The 15,417-nt window shown below is 44.5% G+C and carries 16 protein-coding genes and 1 pseudogene; 7 read left to right on the top strand and 10 right to left on the bottom strand.

The window, feature by feature from the left end:
* Nucleotides 1-50: 50 nt before the first annotated feature.
* Together apaG and HOP38_RS01935 are read left to right on the top strand one after the other, a co-directional pair.
* Nucleotides 51-431, top strand: a complete 381-nt coding sequence (apaG, locus tag HOP38_RS01940) for a Co2+/Mg2+ efflux protein ApaG (RefSeq protein WP_006074838.1) — start codon at nucleotides 51-53, stop codon at nucleotides 429-431.
* Between the two features lie 8 nt (nucleotides 432-439).
* Nucleotides 440-1,246: a symmetrical bis(5'-nucleosyl)-tetraphosphatase gene (locus HOP38_RS01935; RefSeq protein WP_198557314.1), complete on the top strand. Its 807-nt coding sequence runs from the start codon at nucleotides 440-442 to the stop codon at nucleotides 1,244-1,246.
* 46 nt (nucleotides 1,247-1,292) lie between these two features.
* On the opposite strand, the gene folA is transcribed toward HOP38_RS01935, so the two are convergent.
* The 7 genes and pseudogenes from folA to rplU form a co-directional block, all read right to left on the bottom strand.
* Nucleotides 1,293-1,772, bottom strand: a complete 480-nt coding sequence (folA, locus tag HOP38_RS01930; protein WP_107306321.1) for a type 3 dihydrofolate reductase — start codon at nucleotides 1,770-1,772, stop codon at nucleotides 1,293-1,295.
* Between the two features lie 19 nt (nucleotides 1,773-1,791).
* A pseudogene (locus HOP38_RS01925) lies at nucleotides 1,792-2,264 on the bottom strand (threonine/serine exporter family protein).
* Complete coding sequence (locus HOP38_RS01920; protein ID WP_031493074.1) at nucleotides 2,264-3,031, bottom strand: threonine/serine exporter family protein; 768 nt, start codon at nucleotides 3,029-3,031, stop codon at nucleotides 2,264-2,266. Before HOP38_RS01920 ends, HOP38_RS01925 begins: the two are co-directional and overlap by 1 nt.
* Nucleotides 3,032-3,140: 109 nt before the next feature.
* On the bottom strand, nucleotides 3,141-4,196 hold the full coding sequence (locus HOP38_RS01915) for an FUSC family protein (RefSeq protein WP_006074833.1): 1,056 nt from the start codon (nucleotides 4,194-4,196) through the stop codon (nucleotides 3,141-3,143).
* A 139-nt stretch (nucleotides 4,197-4,335) separates the two neighbouring features.
* Nucleotides 4,336-5,502, bottom strand: a complete 1,167-nt coding sequence (gene cgtA, locus HOP38_RS01910; RefSeq protein WP_038229165.1) for an Obg family GTPase CgtA — start codon at nucleotides 5,500-5,502, stop codon at nucleotides 4,336-4,338.
* Between the two features lie 268 nt (nucleotides 5,503-5,770).
* Nucleotides 5,771-6,028 carry a 50S ribosomal protein L27 gene (rpmA, locus tag HOP38_RS01905; protein WP_004409945.1) on the bottom strand — a complete coding sequence of 86 codons (258 nt, stop codon included), beginning with the start codon at nucleotides 6,026-6,028 and terminating at the stop codon, nucleotides 5,771-5,773.
* A 21-nt stretch (nucleotides 6,029-6,049) separates the two neighbouring features.
* A complete protein-coding gene (gene rplU, locus HOP38_RS01900; protein WP_006074830.1) occupies nucleotides 6,050-6,361 on the bottom strand; it encodes a 50S ribosomal protein L21 in 312 nt (103 codons plus the stop codon).
* 272 nt (nucleotides 6,362-6,633) lie between these two features.
* On the opposite strand from rplU, the gene ispB reads away from it, so the two are divergent.
* Nucleotides 6,634-7,605 carry an octaprenyl diphosphate synthase gene (ispB, locus tag HOP38_RS01895; RefSeq protein ID WP_031496914.1) on the top strand — a complete coding sequence of 324 codons (972 nt, stop codon included), beginning with the start codon at nucleotides 6,634-6,636 and terminating at the stop codon, nucleotides 7,603-7,605.
* Between the two features lie 55 nt (nucleotides 7,606-7,660).
* On the opposite strand, the gene HOP38_RS01890 is transcribed toward ispB, so the two are convergent.
* Both HOP38_RS01890 and mdh read right to left on the bottom strand, forming a co-directional pair.
* On the bottom strand, nucleotides 7,661-7,852 hold the full coding sequence (locus tag HOP38_RS01890) for a hypothetical protein (protein WP_031496916.1): 192 nt from the start codon (nucleotides 7,850-7,852) through the stop codon (nucleotides 7,661-7,663).
* Nucleotides 7,853-7,957: 105 nt separating this feature from the next.
* Nucleotides 7,958-8,893: a malate dehydrogenase gene (gene mdh, locus HOP38_RS01885; protein WP_038229161.1), complete on the bottom strand. Its 936-nt coding sequence runs from the start codon at nucleotides 8,891-8,893 to the stop codon at nucleotides 7,958-7,960.
* Between the two features lie 338 nt (nucleotides 8,894-9,231).
* On the opposite strand from mdh, the gene argR reads away from it, so the two are divergent.
* The 4 genes from argR (at nucleotide 9,232) to HOP38_RS01865 (ending at nucleotide 14,405) form a co-directional block, all read left to right on the top strand.
* Nucleotides 9,232-9,702: a transcriptional regulator ArgR gene (gene argR / locus HOP38_RS01880; protein ID WP_006072881.1), complete on the top strand. Its 471-nt coding sequence runs from the start codon at nucleotides 9,232-9,234 to the stop codon at nucleotides 9,700-9,702.
* Nucleotides 9,703-10,036: 334 nt separating this feature from the next.
* Entirely contained in the window at nucleotides 10,037-11,005 is a 969-nt protein-coding gene (locus tag HOP38_RS01875; protein WP_006072880.1) for a TAXI family TRAP transporter solute-binding subunit, read from the top strand.
* A 254-nt stretch (nucleotides 11,006-11,259) separates the two neighbouring features.
* Complete coding sequence (locus HOP38_RS01870; RefSeq protein WP_006072879.1) at nucleotides 11,260-13,839, top strand: TRAP transporter permease; 2,580 nt, start codon at nucleotides 11,260-11,262, stop codon at nucleotides 13,837-13,839.
* A gap of 125 nt (nucleotides 13,840-13,964) precedes the next feature.
* Nucleotides 13,965-14,405, top strand: a complete 441-nt coding sequence (locus HOP38_RS01865; protein WP_006072878.1) for a universal stress protein — start codon at nucleotides 13,965-13,967, stop codon at nucleotides 14,403-14,405.
* 35 nt (nucleotides 14,406-14,440) lie between these two features.
* On the opposite strand, the gene HOP38_RS01860 is transcribed toward HOP38_RS01865, so the two are convergent.
* Nucleotides 14,441-15,403, bottom strand: coding sequence for a D-2-hydroxyacid dehydrogenase (locus HOP38_RS01860; RefSeq protein WP_198557313.1), 963 nt, complete (start codon nucleotides 15,401-15,403; stop codon nucleotides 14,441-14,443).
* Nucleotides 15,404-15,417: the final 14 nt, after the last annotated feature.

Below are 15,417 nucleotides of genomic sequence, written 5' to 3'. Positions count from 1 at the left end.
TTTTTTGTCATAGTGAATAGGTAGCCCTTTCAACAGCATAGGAGAGTCATATGGATACAACTTCGCCATGCGTGAAATGCCAAGTACATACCAAATACGTTGAAGAGCAATCTGACCCAGACAATAAGCGCTTTGTCTTTGCTTACGTCATCACGATAAAAAACCTAAGTCAGCAAACTGTGCAATTAATGAGTCGACGTTGGCTGATTACTGATGCTAACGGAAAACAGATCAGTGTCGAGGGTGAAGGTGTGATCGGCCAACAACCAATAATCGAAAAAAGTGATGAGTACACGTATACCAGTGGCACGGCTATTGAGACACCTGTTGGCGTGATGCAAGGTCATTACATAATGATCGATGCCAACGGCAAAGAATTCATTACCGAAATAGAGCCATTCCGCTTAGCTATTCCCAATATTCTAAATTAAGGTTTTTTGTGGCAAATTACATTGTTGGTGACATTCAAGGTTGCTTGGATGAATTGGAACTACTGTTGTCGAAAAGTCATTTCGACAAACAAAAAGATACCCTTTGGATTGCCGGAGATCTCGTCGCTAGAGGCCCTAAATCACTGGAAACACTCCGCTTCGTCAAAGCCATGGGAGAGGCTGCAAAAGCCTGTCTGGGCAATCATGATCTTCACTTATTAGCCGTATCGCTTGGCGTACACAAAGCGAAACCCAAAGACAAAACACTTCCGATTTTAGAAGCTCTAGACAAGACAGATTTATTAGACTGGCTCAGACACCAGCCTTTGCTCTTAGAACATGATGAATTTGTCGTTTGTCATGCAGGTATTTCTCCTCAGTGGACTTTAGAACAGGCGAGAGTCAATGCTCGAGAAGTTGAGCAACAACTACAAAGTGATGATTGGCAAGCACTCATCCATAATATGTACAGCAATGACCCCGACTTCTGGCAATCAGGACTCACCGGTTTCGAACGTTGGCGTTACATCATTAATGCCTACACCCGAATGCGCTTTTGTTATCCAGATGGGCGCTTAGATATGGCCTGTAAGCTACCTCCTAGCGACGTAAATCCTCTAGAATATGTTCCGTGGTTCCAATTAAAAAATCGAGTCCCGCTTAATAAAACCGTAATTTTTGGGCATTGGGCAGCACTAGGAGGCTACATCAGTGAACAGGTTATAGGATTGGATACCGGGTGTGTTTGGGGAGGTAGCCTTACTATGATTCGTTGGGATGATAAGGCCGTTTTTGAACAACCAGCCTTAGGTTAAATATTCAATAAAAGACGCCTAAGAAACCTCTCTTAGGCGGCGAATATTAGCGCTCAAGAATGACGAACTGCATGTCGTACGCGTTTTTCTCATCCGCTTGATATTGCTCACTATGCACTTGTTTCCAGCCTTCTCCCCAATCAGGAAATTGAGTATCGCCATCAACATTTGCATCGATATAGGTTAGATAAAGCTTGTTTGCCATCGGCATACAGTGCTCGTAAAAGCTACCACCACCAATGATCATCGCTTCTTCCACATCATTCACTAAGCTCAAAGCTTGTTCCAATGAAGTTACCGTCTCCACTCCATCTATGCGAAGCTCAGAATTTCGACTAACGACAATGTTTTGACGACCAGGTAACGGGCGCCCTATAGATTCATAGGTTTTTCTACCCATAATAACGGGTTTTCCCATGGTGCACTTTTTGAACCAGATAAAGTCGGCAGGTAAGTGCCAAGGCATTTGGTTATCTTTGCCTATGACTCGATTGTCTGCCATAGCGGCAATCATGCTAATAATCATTGAGGTACTGTATTCCTAATTAAACGACGGGTCGGCTGCGATAGAATAACAGCCCGGGCATGGCTAGACCAATAGCCAAACCAGCAATTATGAACATCGCCTTTAGGAAGTTCTCCATTAGAGTCGCCAGAAGCTCAGGGGTATAACCAAGATGATTGATTTCCACCATCGCAATCATAGCTTTATAGGCAAACACCCCTGGAACCATCGGTATTAGCGCGGCCACCGTAAACACTTTAGGATGAGCTAGAAACTTATGCGACCAATGAACGCCAATCATACCGACAATCGTTGCGGCAAAAAAGTAGCCCATTCAATCGGAACACCATAATTCATCATCAAAAAGCGAGAGCCATGGCCAACTGCCCCACCAATCGCGCAATAAGCTAACGCATTTTGAGGAACATTAAATACCAACGCAAACCCTACTGCTGGAATAGCGGCAAAGAACATGTCGTTAAGCAGAGCAAATAATAATTCCACTATTGTCATTACTGAGCCCACCCTAGAACATCCGTCAGACTCATGGCACCAATTATCCCCAAGCAGGTTGCTAGGGTTAATAAACTGGCAAACACAAAACGAGCGATCCCCATGTTGACATAACCTTTGACCATATCAGCAACAGAGTTAATTAGTGGAAAGCCGGGGACTAACATGAGCACTGATGACGCCATCACTAGCTGAGGCTGCGCTCCGATGCTATAGATAACTGCTTGGGCAGAAATAAGTGTGGTAACAAACGCCGTGACGGAGAAGTTTAAGAGTGGGTTAAAATGGCGATGGCCGATTTCTTGACGTACCGTCATACCAACGGCTGAAGCTAGAAAAGTCATTGCAAACACTGACCAGTCACCGCCAGCGAGACGACTAAAAGCAGCGCATGATAGCCCTATCATCACCACGACTAGCCAACGATTATAGCGTTCAGGACTGATCTTATTCAGTTTTTTCTGAGCTAGTTGATAGTCAAGAATGCCTTTCTCCATCATGATACAGATACGTTGAACCTGAGTCACAACACGCATATTAAGCCCACGATCTGGGCTTCGTCTTGCCGTCGTAACACAATGTTCTTTGTAAACCGTGGTAATCACTAATGAACTTGCTGACAGTGATACTTCTACTTCGTCCATAGAAGCAGCAATACCCATTCTTCGAGTAATATCGCCAACTAACGTACTTTCTGCGCCATGAGCAAGTAACATTTGCCCTGCTTGCGCAATCAGCCGAGAGACGGCTCGTTGCTTAGAATCCATTCCAGTTTTTTCGTGGTCATTCAGTATTGAATCCATTTTAGGGGCATTTTCATTGTTGATGAACTAAAAACTGGGGCACGATTGACAGAAAACAACAAATTTGTGAAAACTACTCTTGAGACAGATTCAGCGAATAAACTAACAGTCGTTTTAGGCTTACAAGGTCTTCCATTAGCTTCAAATTAAGCCATAAGTAGCCATTGATGCTCGTCTCCTCACCATCAATCTTTGGCAAACTGTTTTTTAAGGTCTCTCTTGCTGTCGCAATTTCTTTACCTGAAAGCTCGGTCTCTAATTTCCCGGTCATTATTAATGTTGCAAGTGCTTCGAACTCTTTCTCAATGATTTTCTGGCAATCATTAAGGGGTTTGGACCAAAGCATATTCAAATGACTGTGCCTGTCGCTCCAATAAGAGGTGTTCAAAAGTTCAATGGAGTAAAGCATGTTGCGAAGCTGTACTTGGATCGCTTCTAATAATTGTGCACTTAGCTTTGACTCTTTAACTGAAGGAGAAATGAGACTTCTCAAGGTTACCATCTCCTTCATTAGCGTTTGCTGGTAGCGCTCAAGGTTCGGCTGTTCAAGCATGTTCAATGATGTGGATATTTGATAGACCTTAGCAAACCGGTCCAGCGTGGCGCCTAGACGCATGCGCCAATGAATAAACGCTCTTTGCGGATAAATAATGCAAAACAACACCGCTAATACACAGCCAATCGTTACATCAAGACCACGCCACAACGCAACTTCAATATCGTGATTACCTGCTCCAATAGTGACCGCTAGGGTAATACCAATCAGCAAACCCACATAAGGGCGTTTACCTAGCGCAAAATAGGCACTACAAAACATCACAGCGCCGCACCAAGCATACATAGCCAACATTGACCATTGTCCAAGTAAAATGGCGGTAATCCCTGACAATGCTCCAATAATCGTTCCCATAGTGCGATGCCAAGCTCGTGGTAAAACATTACCTAAATACGAGATAGGGCCAATCACTACTACTAACGTAATGAGTATCCAGGTGCTTTCGGGAATCTGAAAATAACTGGTTAAAGCTAGAGTTAAAACGAATGCCACGGAAATCCGAATGCCATGTACAACACGGTAGTGTTTAAATATCAGAGCATCCACATCCGAAATTCGCCGATTTAAATCCATTTAAAAGGCTTCCTTTAGCATAAAGGGGGAGAAAAGAGAGTTTGTATCAGTTTGCCTTAGTACAAGCCACACTGAAATAATTTGAGTACAAAAAAGCTGCAAAGTAACTTTGCAGCTTTTTAAATCATTGAGGTAACAATCAGTCACGGACGTAGACAACGTGGCCGTCATCTTCTTCGTCGTCCCAATCATCCCAATCGTCTTCAGTAATCACGTCTTTACCAGACATTGCATCTTTGTGGTAATCGTCCCACATAAAGTCGACTTTCTCTTCCTCAGAAATCTCTTCTTCAGCGCGTGGCAGTGTTTCCATAAAGTCAGCAAGCTTATAGCAAAGCTCTTTAGTTCCTTGCTTATTCACTGCAGATATCTTGAAGTACTCATCTTCCCAACCAAGTGCGTCGAGGATCTCTTGGATCACTTCATTCGCTTCTTCTTCTGGCATAAGATCGACTTTATTGAATACTAGCCAGCGCGGTTTATCCGCTAGCTTTTCGCTGTACTGCTCTAGCTCATCGATAATCGTCAGTGCGTTCTCGATAGGGTTACTTTGATCGATAGGCATAATATCGATCATGTGCAGCAATACTCGACAGCGCTCTAAGTGTTTAAGGAAACGAATACCTAAGCCAGCACCGTCTGCGGCACCTTCAATCAGACCAGGGATATCCGCCACAACAAAGCTTTTCTCAGGAACAACGCTAACCACACCTAAACTAGGGATCAGTGTAGTAAATGGATAGTCGGCTACTTTTGGCTTAGCCGCCGAAACTGCACGGATAAATGTTGATTTACCCGCATTTGGCAAACCAAGCATACCCACGTCAGCAAGTAGCAACAGCTCTAAACGCAATTCACGAATTTCGCCTTTAGTACCCAGTGTTTTCTGGCGAGGAGCTCGGTTAACCGATGACTTAAATCGAGTATTACCTAGACCGTGCCAACCCCCCTTTGCAACCATCACTTTTTTGCCATGTTCAGCAACTTCAGCAACGATTTCATTAGTGTGAATATCTACAGCTCGAGTACCGACAGGCACTTTAAGTACCTTATCTTTACCACGCTTACCAGTACAGTTACCACCGCGACCATTTTCGCCACGCTCAGCTTCGTAAAAGCGTTGGAAGCGATAGTCAATGAGCGTATTTAGGTTCTCATCTGCTTCGATATAGATGTCGCCACCGTCGCCGCCATCGCCACCGTCAGGACCACCTTTCGCTACGAATTTTTCACGCCAAAAACTAACGACACCGCTACCGCCATCGCCCGCTTGGACTTTTACTACCGCTTCATCAACGAACTTCATCTCTTACTCCGACTACTTCTTCGCTACCCACCACCAAAGCCATCCTGCCGAAAAGACATAAGATCACTTTGTGGGCTCAATCAATTATCACTACATTTTAGCAGATGACAGAGACGATTCCCCATGGTACAGAGCTTGTTGTTTCAACATAGCTATGCCTAGAGACTCGTCTCTATCGACTGCCCATATAAATAAAAAACCCCGCCGACTCGGCAGGGCTTTTGAATTCAGCTAGAAAGCTTATTCGTAATTTAGCTTAGCGCTAAAATCACTCAGCTTCGATGCTAACGAATTTACGGTTCTTAGGACCTTTAACTTCGAATTTCACTTTACCTTCAGTAAGAGCGAAAAGAGTATGGTCTTTACCGATACCAACGTTAGTACCAGCGTGGAACTTAGTACCACGTTGACGTACGATGATGTTACCTGCAAGAACAGACTCACCACCGAAACGCTTAACACCTAGACGTTTGCTTTCTGAATCGCGGCCGTTACGAGTAGAACCACCAGCTTTTTTGTGTGCCATTGTTAAACTCTCCTAATCGAATTAAGCGTTGATGCCAGTGATTTTCACTTCCGTGAACCACTGACGGTGACCTTGTTGCTTACGAGAGTGCTTACGACGACGGAACTTAACGATTTTTACTTTATCGCCACGACCGTGTTGTACCACTTCAGCAACTACCTTGCCGCCCTCAACAAGAGGAGCGCCAACTTGAATGTCTTCACCGTTAGCAACAAGAAGAACTTTATCAAATTCAACAGTTGCACCAGTTTCAACGTCTAATTTCTCTAAACGAAGAGTTTGACCTTCGCTTACACGGTGTTGTTTACCACCAGATTGGAAAACAGCGTACATATTTTACTCCGCTTTTTCCGCACAGCCTTTTGATTGTTATTTCAACAAATAGGGTGTGCGCTAAACTAATCATCAATAGGGCGCAGATTCTACGCGAATGATTACCCTATGACAAGCCATATTTTGAAAAAATTGGCGAAACACTAATCGCCAATGAAAAGTGCGGCAATAATGCCCTTTCACCATGTATTAATCAACGTTTTTTAGTGTATTATTCACAGATTATAACCAACGACTAAGCCTTATTGGCTCTAAGCTCAACCGGGTACGTAATGGATTTTAAAGCTATCCAAGCACTGACTGCCGATGATATGGCAAAAGTGAATGAAACAATACAAGCACAATTAAACTCAGAAGTTAGTCTAATCAATCAACTTGGTTTCTATATTGTAAGTAGTGGCGGCAAGCGCTTAAGACCGCTACTCGCGTTGCTTTCAGCGAAAGCTTTAGGATATCAAGGTAACGCACATACAACGGCTGCTGCGTTTATTGAGTTCATCCATACTGCGACGTTATTGCACGACGACGTAGTAGATGAGTCTGATATGCGACGAGGTAAAGCAACAGCAAACGCTGCTTTTGGTAACGCTGCGAGTGTTCTAGTAGGTGACTACATCTATACTCGTTCTTTCCAAATGATGACGGGTCTTGGCTCATTGCGCATTTTAGAGCTTATGAGTGATGCCGTGAATGTCATCGCAGAAGGTGAAGTTCAGCAACTAATGAACTGCAATGACCCTAATACTTCTGAAGAAAGCTACATGCAAGTCATCTACTCGAAGACGGCACGTTTGTTTGAAGCCGCGACTCAAGTTGGAGCTATCCTCAACGATGCCTCTCCAGAAGTCGAACTTGCACTACAGAATTACGGTAAGTACCTTGGAACCGCGTTCCAGCTTATTGATGACGTCATGGATTACACCTCTACGGGTGAAGACATGGGTAAAAATGTCGGTGACGACCTAGCTGAAGGTAAACCAACATTACCGCTTATCCACGCCATGCAGCACGGTGAAGAACACGAAAGTGCGATGATTCGCGAAGCAATTGAAAAAGGTAATGGGATTGATAAGCTCGATACCATTATGGCAACAATGAATCGTGTGGGCTCATTAAAGTACACTGAAGACATGGCTTTTAAAGAAGCTGATAAGGCCATTGAAGCACTTTCTATCGTGCCTGACAGTGAATATAAAGAAGCCTTAATCGCGCTTGCCTACATGGCAGTGAAAAGAACGGCATAAGGTCAAGGGGCAGTGATTGTGCATCACTGCCCTTTTCCGTTTCTGAGACCAAGCTTTAGTAGTATTTATCACAACCGTTATGAAGCTGCAGCTCTTCTTCGACTTCGTCAACAGATAGTGCCCATTGCTCCTCGCTTCCTATTGGTTCGACCAAAACGGACTGTGACTGCTCGTCGACAACAAGCACTCTGCCAGCGCCATGTTGTGAATCCACCCACATACCTTTTACTACATCTTTCATTTCCATGACCCTTCCTCCCCGCTCCGATTTATTACGGAGTCTTATAGGGTATAGATCAAAAAAGCCGATCTTAAAAAGACCGGCTTTTGCTATTTAAATTAATGTAGGAGTTTACTTAGCGAACTCTACACCAATTTCAATATCTTTATTAAGCGTCTCTAGCATGCCATCTAGTGCTGCTTTCTCGTAATCACTGAGTTCACCGTAGCTAAGGATAGCTTCTGCGCCGTCTTTACCTAGCTTAACTGGTTGTGCGAAGAATGGAGCGTGCTCACCATCACCTTCCACATAAGCACACTCAATAACGTTCTCTTCGCCTTGAAGGCCTTTAACAAGAGCTAAACCAAAGCGACATGCTGCCTGACCCATAGACAAGGTCGCAGAGCCGCCACCCGCCTTCGCTTCAACCACTTCAGTACCAGCGTTTTGAATACGCTTAGTTAACGCTTCTACTTCTTCCGCAGTAAACTCAACACCTTCAACTTGAGAAAGTAGCGGTAAAATAGTCACACCAGAGTGACCACCAATAACTGGTACGCGAATATCACCTGGATCTTTCGCTTTCAGATCAGCTACAAATGTTTCAGAGCGAATAACGTCAAGCGTCGTCACACCGAACAGTCTACGCTTGTCATACACACCTGCTTTCTTAAGGACTTCAGCTGCGATAGGCACTGTGGTGTTAACAGGGTTAGTGATGATACCAACACAAGCAGTAGGACACACGACCGCGATTTTCTCGGCCAATGACTTAACGATACCTGCATTGACATTGAATAGGTCTGAGCGATCCATACCTGGCTTACGCGCAACACCCGCAGAAATTAGAACCACATCAGCACCTTCAAGTGCTGGTGTAGGATCTTCACCCGCATAGCCTTTAATAGAAACAGGCGTTGGGATGTGGCTTAGATCAGCTGCAACACCTGGAGTGACGGGAGCAATATCATACAGGGCTAGATCAGAACCAGCAGGAAGACGGTTTTTTAGCAATAGGGCTAGGGCTTGGCCGATGCCACCTGCGGCACCAATAACAGCTACTTTCATGGGAGTTCTCCTTGAGATTTATATCTCTTATTAATAGTCTTGTAGGGTAATTTTTCGTCGATTAGCTAAAAAGTTATAGTAATCACTAATCGATTACAATCAATTAACCTCAGCTTTGCGAGCTCGCGCAACTCACTGATTACGTGCTACTACGCTATCATGACAAGAGGGTGATGAGAACCCATTTTTCCCCTTGCTAATTATAAGGTTATCATCGCTAACTTCAGCATTGATAATAGTGATACCGTTGGCATAAACCATGGATTATTTGGTCAAGATCGAGGTTCTGTGCCACAATAGCCGGATCACTGCTAGTTGAACAAAAATAAGAGGCGTTTATGCGCAATAATGACAAACAAGACAACCTGGTTCGCGCGTTTAAAGCGTTACTAAAAGAAGAGCGTTTTGGTTCTCAGGGCGAGATTGTCGACGCATTAAAACTTGAAGGGTTTGAGAACATCAACCAATCAAAAGTGTCACGCATGTTGACTAAGTTTGGCGCAGTGAGGACCCGCAACGCAAAAATGGAAATGGTGTACTGCCTACCAGCAGAGCTTGGCGTTCCAACTGTCTCTAGCTCTCTACGTGAATTGGTTCTTGATATAGATTACAACAACGCTATCGTCGTTATTCACACTGGCCCAGGTGCTGCACAATTGATTGCTCGATTGCTCGATTCTCTGGGTAAAGCAGAAGGGATTCTAGGGGTCGTTGCAGGCGACGATACCATCTTCATCACACCAACCTTGAGTGTGTCTACCCAGCAATTGTTTGAATCGGTATGCGATCTTTTTGATTACGCTGGCTAAGTTTTAAACATTAACATTTAGAATAAAGTATCACGGAACATGATTGTTCCGTGATTTATATCACATCTTGATAAATCGAAAAATAAGCCACAAAAAACGCCTAATTACCTGTTTTTATTGAACTACACCTTAGTAACCCCTATCCTTCCAAATCCTCTAGCACAGACAATTCCCCTATATTCATTAACAATTCAGTAATTTTCTGCCAATTTTTTTGGTATGATTGCGCCACTTTTTCAACATATGGATTGAAAAAGATGCCGTTTCCACATAGGAAACCTCTGAAGACATCTATAGTTATTCAGGGCTAATAATGAATAAGGAAGGGAAATTCATGGCATTTAAGAAACTTGTTAAAATTGGTGCTATTGCCGCTGCCGTTATGGGCACTGGCGCTGTTAACGCTCAAGAGTTCATCACAATTGGTACAGGTTCGGTAACAGGTGTTTATTACCCAACTGGTGGTGCAATCTGTAAGCTTGTGAATAAAGGCCGTAAGGAACACAATATTCGTTGTTCAGTAGAGTCCACTGGTGGTTCTATCTACAATGTCAACACAATGCGTGCTGGTGAGTTAGATTTCGGTATCGTTCAATCTGACTGGCAATATCACGGCTACAACGGCACAAGCAAATTTGAAGAGCAAGGCCCTTACAAAAAGCTTCGTGCAATGTTCTCTCTGCACACAGAACCATTCAACATTATCGCTCGCACTGATGCTGGTATCGAAAACGTAACTGACCTTAAAGGTAAGCGCGTGAACATCGGTAACCCAGGCTCAGGTGACCGTGCGACAATGGGCGTTGTTATGGATGCAATGGGTTGGACCAACGCAGACTTTAAACTTGCATCAGAGCTTAAAGGTTCAGAGCGTTCTCAAGCACTTTGTGACAATAAAATCGACGCATTCGTTTATGTGGTTGGTCATCCAAACGGATCAATCAAAGAAGCAACAACATCTTGTGATGCTAAGCTAGTTCCAGCAACAGGCGCACAAATCGATGAGATCGTAGCGGCAAACCCATACTACGCGTACAGCAATGTACCAGCAGGTATGTACCGTGGCACGGATCAAGATGTGAAGAGCTTTGGTGTAGCAGCAACAATGGTAACCACATCAGATGTTTCTGATGAAGTGGCTTACAACGTTGCAAAAGCAGTGTTTGAAAACTTTGACACGTTCAAACGTCTGCACCCTGCATTTGCTAACCTGAAGAAGGAAGACATGGTACAAGCAGGCCTATCTATTCCTCTTCACCCAGGTGCAGAGAAGTACTACAAAGAAGTTGGTCTTCTTAAGTAAGACGACTCCGTAGGGGAAGGCTCCCTTCCCCTATCACTTTTCTAATATGAGTATCACTCAAAACAATCAACACCAATTAACCCAATTGGTGTGGCTATTTGGGCTCTCTTTCCAAGCCCGTCATTTTTAGAGCCTTAAGAAACACAACTAAAACCACACGTTTGCATCCATTGACTACAATGTTAAATGCGAAATATGGTTCGTTCATTTTGTTTGAAAAACACTGGACCATAAAATAATAAAGGAAAAAGTACATGACGCAGACAACACAACCGTCGCAAGATGTGCAAGAAATGGTCGCACAAGCTGACACTGGAGCAAGAAGCCCGAAAGGGATTCCCGCAAAAATACTTTGGTTTGTTCCACTATGTTGGTCGCTATTTCAACTTTGGTACGCATCCCCACTGCCGTTCATTTTTAACTTTGGCGTACTAAACGACACAGAAGCACGTTCAATTCACTTAACGTTTGCTATTTTTCTAGCGTTTACCGCTTATCCTGCAATGAAGGGGTCACCGCGCGATCGAATCCCTGCCATCGACTGGATTTTAGCACTGGCAGGTAGTTTATCTGCTGCCTACATTTACCTCTTTTACACTCAATTAGCAGGCCGCTCGGGCGCACCAACGACAATGGACATTGTCGTTGCCTGTACAGGTATGGTTCTACTACTTGAAGCAACACGTCGTGCTTTAGGTCCGCCGCTAATGGTCGTCGCTGCAGTATTCTTGTTGTATACCTTTGGCGGTCCATACATGCCGGATGTTATCGCTCACAAAGGCGCAAGCTTAAACAAAGCGATGTCACACCTGTGGCTAACGACAGAAGGTGTATTTGGTGTTGCTCTTGGTGTTTCAACGTCATTTGTATTCTTATTCGTTTTGTTCGGAGCCATGTTGGAGCGAGCTGGAGCAGGTGCTTACTTTATTAAAGTCGCATTTTCTCTATTAGGTCACATGCGTGGTGGTCCCGCAAAAGCGGCCGTTGTGGCATCAGGTCTGTCAGGCTTGGTTTCTGGTTCTTCCATCGCCAACGTAGTAACTACAGGTACCTTTACCATACCTCTAATGAAGCGCGTTGGCTTTCCGGGGACGAAAGCGGGGGCTGTGGAAGTTGCTGCATCAACCAACGGTCAGCTAACGCCACCGATCATGGGCGCTGCGGCATTCCTGATGGTTGAGTATGTGGGGATTTCATACGTTGAAGTAATCAAAGCGGCGCTACTACCTGCGCTGATTTCTTATATCGCTTTGATTTACATTGTTCACCTTGAAGCTTGCAAAGCGGGTATGACTGGCCTACCGCGCCGCCATAACCCGACGCTTGTTCAAAGTCTCTTATCATTTACCGGCACCATTCTTGGTCTTTGTGTCATTAGTGCTGTGGTGTACTACGGCATTGGCTGGACCAAAGACGTGTTTGGTGACGCTGCGACCCCAATCGTAGGTGTTGCTCTCTTGATATCTTATATCGCGTTACTGCGTGTCTCAGCTAAGTACGCGAAAGAAGGTGGTATTGAAATTGATGCAGAACTTACTGAAGTGCCAGATCCAGGTCCAACCATCAAGTCTGGTTTACATTTCCTACTGCCAATCGTGGTTTTAGTGTGGTGTTTGACTGTTGAGCGCTTTTCTCCGGGTCTCTCAGCATTCTGGGCAACGGTCTTTATGATCTTCATTCTGATTACCCAGCGTCCACTGATCGCAATCATGTCGAAAACCAGTGATGTCAATGCAGAGATCAAAGCTGGTTTTGTCGATTTGGCAGAAAGCCTAGTGTCTGGTGCACGCAACATGATTGGTATCGGTGTGGCGACGGCTGCTGCGGGTACCGTAGTGGGTGTGGTTACACTAACGGGTATTGGCCTTGTAATGACCGACTTCGTTGAGTTTATCTCAGGTGGTAGCATTATCTTGATGCTGCTATTTACCGCCGTCATCTCTCTCATCCTCGGGATGGGTCTACCAACAACAGCAAACTACATTGTTGTTTCAACTCTCATGGCGCCTGTTATCGTCACATTGGGTGCAGCACACGGTTTGATCATCCCACTGATTGCCGTTCACCTATTTGTGTTCTACTTCGGCATCTTAGCCGATGACACACCACCAGTTGGTCTTGCTGCTTTTGCCGCAGCTGCAATTGCTAAGTCCGATCCAATTCGCACCGGTATTCAAGGCTTCACCTACGATATTCGAACTGCAATTTTGCCTTTCATGTTCATCTTTAACACTCAATTATTGATGATGGGAATTGACTCGTGGTGGCACCTTGCTCTGACGGTTATCTCTGCGGTTATTGCGATGCTTATTTTCTCAGCGGCCACTCAAGGTTGGTGGTTTACTAAGAACAAGTGGTGGGAGACTGTATTGCTACTTGTATTAACGTTTACCTTCTTCAGACCAGGTTTTTGGTGGGATATGGCTTTCCCTGCGAAAGTTCTTTCGCCAGGTGTTGAGATAGCTCAAGTTGTTGAGAAGCTAAATGTTGGACAATCCATCGAGTTACGTGTTGCAGGTGAAACCCTCGAAGGTAAGTACGTTGAAAAAACCGTTCGACTACCTTTTGATGATAGCGCTGTCACCGCAGAAGAGCGTATCGCTTCGATGGGACTAATGCTCGACAAAGATGCTGATAAAATGATCATCGATATGGTTGAGTTTGGAAGCCCAGCAGAAGCATCCGGTCTAGACTTTGACTGGGAAATTAAATCTATTGTGCAGGATGCCGATAGACCAATGAAAGAGTGGGTATTTGTACCTGCGTTGCTCTTGCTTCTCGCGATGGCGATGAACCAAAAGCGTCGTGCTCGTCGTGAAAACTTGAGCGCATAAAGGTATCAGGCTCTGGACTCGCTTTTGAACCCAGAGCCTAAAAACCTTAATACGGAACGGATAAAACTAGCCAAGCGTATGCTTTACCCTATGCTAGTAGGGTACAAACCAAAAAGAGAAAACACATGTACAAGCAAATCCTTGTTCCTGTCGATTTAAACGATAAAGGCTTTTCAGACAAAGCTGTAGAAATCGCGGTCTGGCATGCTAAGCACTCTAATGCCGAAGTGCATTTATTAAATGTTCTGCCGGGTATCCATATGTCTATGGTGGCTACGTATTTCCCTAAAGATGCCGCCTCGCAAATGAAAAATGATGTCAAAGCGCAACTTAAATCATTTGCTGATCAGCACATCCCTGATGAAGTCGTCTATAAAGTTCATGTTGCTGAGGGTAAACCTTATGCAACTATACTTGATTATGCGGAGCGCTTAGGCGCAGACTTAATTGTTATGCCAAGTCACAAACGCTCTAAGATCGACAAGGTAGTTCTTGGCTCTGTTGCAAGTAAAGTGGTTCAGAACTCACCCATCAATGTACTGGTCGTTAAACCACAAGCAGATTAATTTCCTCGCCCCACTTTACGTGGGGCGAGTTATTTCTAGACCACTCTATTTTGCGTTTTGCCTTGTTCTACCGCTTCAATATTACTCACTAATATTTCACAAAGCTTCTCTATGGAAGAGCGGCTTCCCCATGCGACATGCGGCGTTAAAATGAGATTGGGCAAATCCATATTCTCGACTAGAGGATTGGTTTGAGGCGCTGGCTCTTCTGTAAAAACATCCACTCCTGCTCCAGCAATGTGATTCTCCTTTAAAGCACAAACCAAAGCCGCTTCGTTAACCAAGCCACCGCGTCCAGTATTAATCAATACTGCCGTAGACTTCATATTCGACAACGCTTCACTATCGATAAGATTGGTCGTTTCCTCGGTCAAAGGACACAAAAGGGCAATGGCATCGCTCGTTTTCAAAAATCGTTCAAAAGGCACATAGCCCTCGCGGCATTGTGTTACACCTTTGCGTTCGGAGAACTGCACATTCATACCAATTGCTCTAGCAAGCGCCGCTGTCGCCTGCCCTAGGGCTCCGCTACCAATAATACCTAAGGTAGAGTGAGCAATATCTTGAATAGGATGAGTGAAGAAACAAAACTTATTCTGACGTTGCCACTCACCATTGCGGATATCGTTGTGGTAAGCAGGAATATTTCGCATCAAAGTAAATAGCAATGCAATCACATGTTCAGGCACCGATTGAGTCGCATAACCTTGGACATTGGTAACGGTAATACCGCGTTGCGCGCAGTAATCGAGCTCAACGTTATTAACCCCAGTGGCAGCCACCGCAATATGTTTTACTTGCTTGGCCTGTTCAAGAATGTCTGAACCTAAATAGACTTTATTGCTAATGACGACATCTGCATCATAAATGCGTTCTAACACTTGTTCAGGCGAGGTTGACTGATATTCGACCCATTGATGTACGAAATTTGGAGTGGGAATCGCGATGGATGCTGGAATGGTATCACGATCTAAAAAGACAATTTTCTTGGTGGCCATGACTTCTCCTTGAT

The organism is Vibrio mediterranei (genome assembly GCF_013364395.1).
GTDB classification, from domain to species: Bacteria; Pseudomonadota; Gammaproteobacteria; order Enterobacterales; family Vibrionaceae; genus Vibrio; species Vibrio mediterranei.
Note: the sequence above shows the minus strand (reverse complement) of the source record. Positions and strands in the feature narration are given on the sequence as shown.

Bases quoted from the DNA above. Each gene is read 5' to 3' on its own strand.
- apaG (WP_006074838.1), top strand. From the start codon at position 51: ATGGATACAACTTCGCCATGCGTGAAATGCCAAGTACATACCAAATAC.
- folA (WP_107306321.1), bottom strand. From the start codon at position 1,772: ATGATTATTAGCATGATTGCCGCTATGGCAGACAATCGAGTCATAGGC.
- HOP38_RS01920 (WP_031493074.1), bottom strand. From the start codon at position 3,031: ATGGATTCTAAGCAACGAGCCGTCTCTCGGCTGATTGCGCAAGCAGGG.
- HOP38_RS01915 (WP_006074833.1), bottom strand. From the start codon at position 4,196: ATGGATTTAAATCGGCGAATTTCGGATGTGGATGCTCTGATATTTAAA.
- cgtA (WP_038229165.1), bottom strand. From the start codon at position 5,502: ATGAAGTTCGTTGATGAAGCGGTAGTAAAAGTCCAAGCGGGCGATGGC.
- rpmA (WP_004409945.1), bottom strand. From the start codon at position 6,028: ATGGCACACAAAAAAGCTGGTGGTTCTACTCGTAACGGCCGCGATTCA.
- rplU (WP_006074830.1), bottom strand. From the start codon at position 6,361: ATGTACGCTGTTTTCCAATCTGGTGGTAAACAACACCGTGTAAGCGAA.
- ispB (WP_031496914.1), top strand. From the start codon at position 6,634: ATGGATTTTAAAGCTATCCAAGCACTGACTGCCGATGATATGGCAAAA.
- HOP38_RS01890 (WP_031496916.1), bottom strand. From the start codon at position 7,852: ATGGAAATGAAAGATGTAGTAAAAGGTATGTGGGTGGATTCACAACAT.
- mdh (WP_038229161.1), bottom strand. From the start codon at position 8,893: ATGAAAGTAGCTGTTATTGGTGCCGCAGGTGGCATCGGCCAAGCCCTA.
- argR (WP_006072881.1), top strand. From the start codon at position 9,232: ATGCGCAATAATGACAAACAAGACAACCTGGTTCGCGCGTTTAAAGCG.
- HOP38_RS01875 (WP_006072880.1), top strand. From the start codon at position 10,037: ATGGCATTTAAGAAACTTGTTAAAATTGGTGCTATTGCCGCTGCCGTT.
- HOP38_RS01870 (WP_006072879.1), top strand. From the start codon at position 11,260: ATGACGCAGACAACACAACCGTCGCAAGATGTGCAAGAAATGGTCGCA.
- HOP38_RS01865 (WP_006072878.1), top strand. From the start codon at position 13,965: ATGTACAAGCAAATCCTTGTTCCTGTCGATTTAAACGATAAAGGCTTT.
- HOP38_RS01860 (WP_198557313.1), bottom strand. From the start codon at position 15,403: ATGGCCACCAAGAAAATTGTCTTTTTAGATCGTGATACCATTCCAGCA.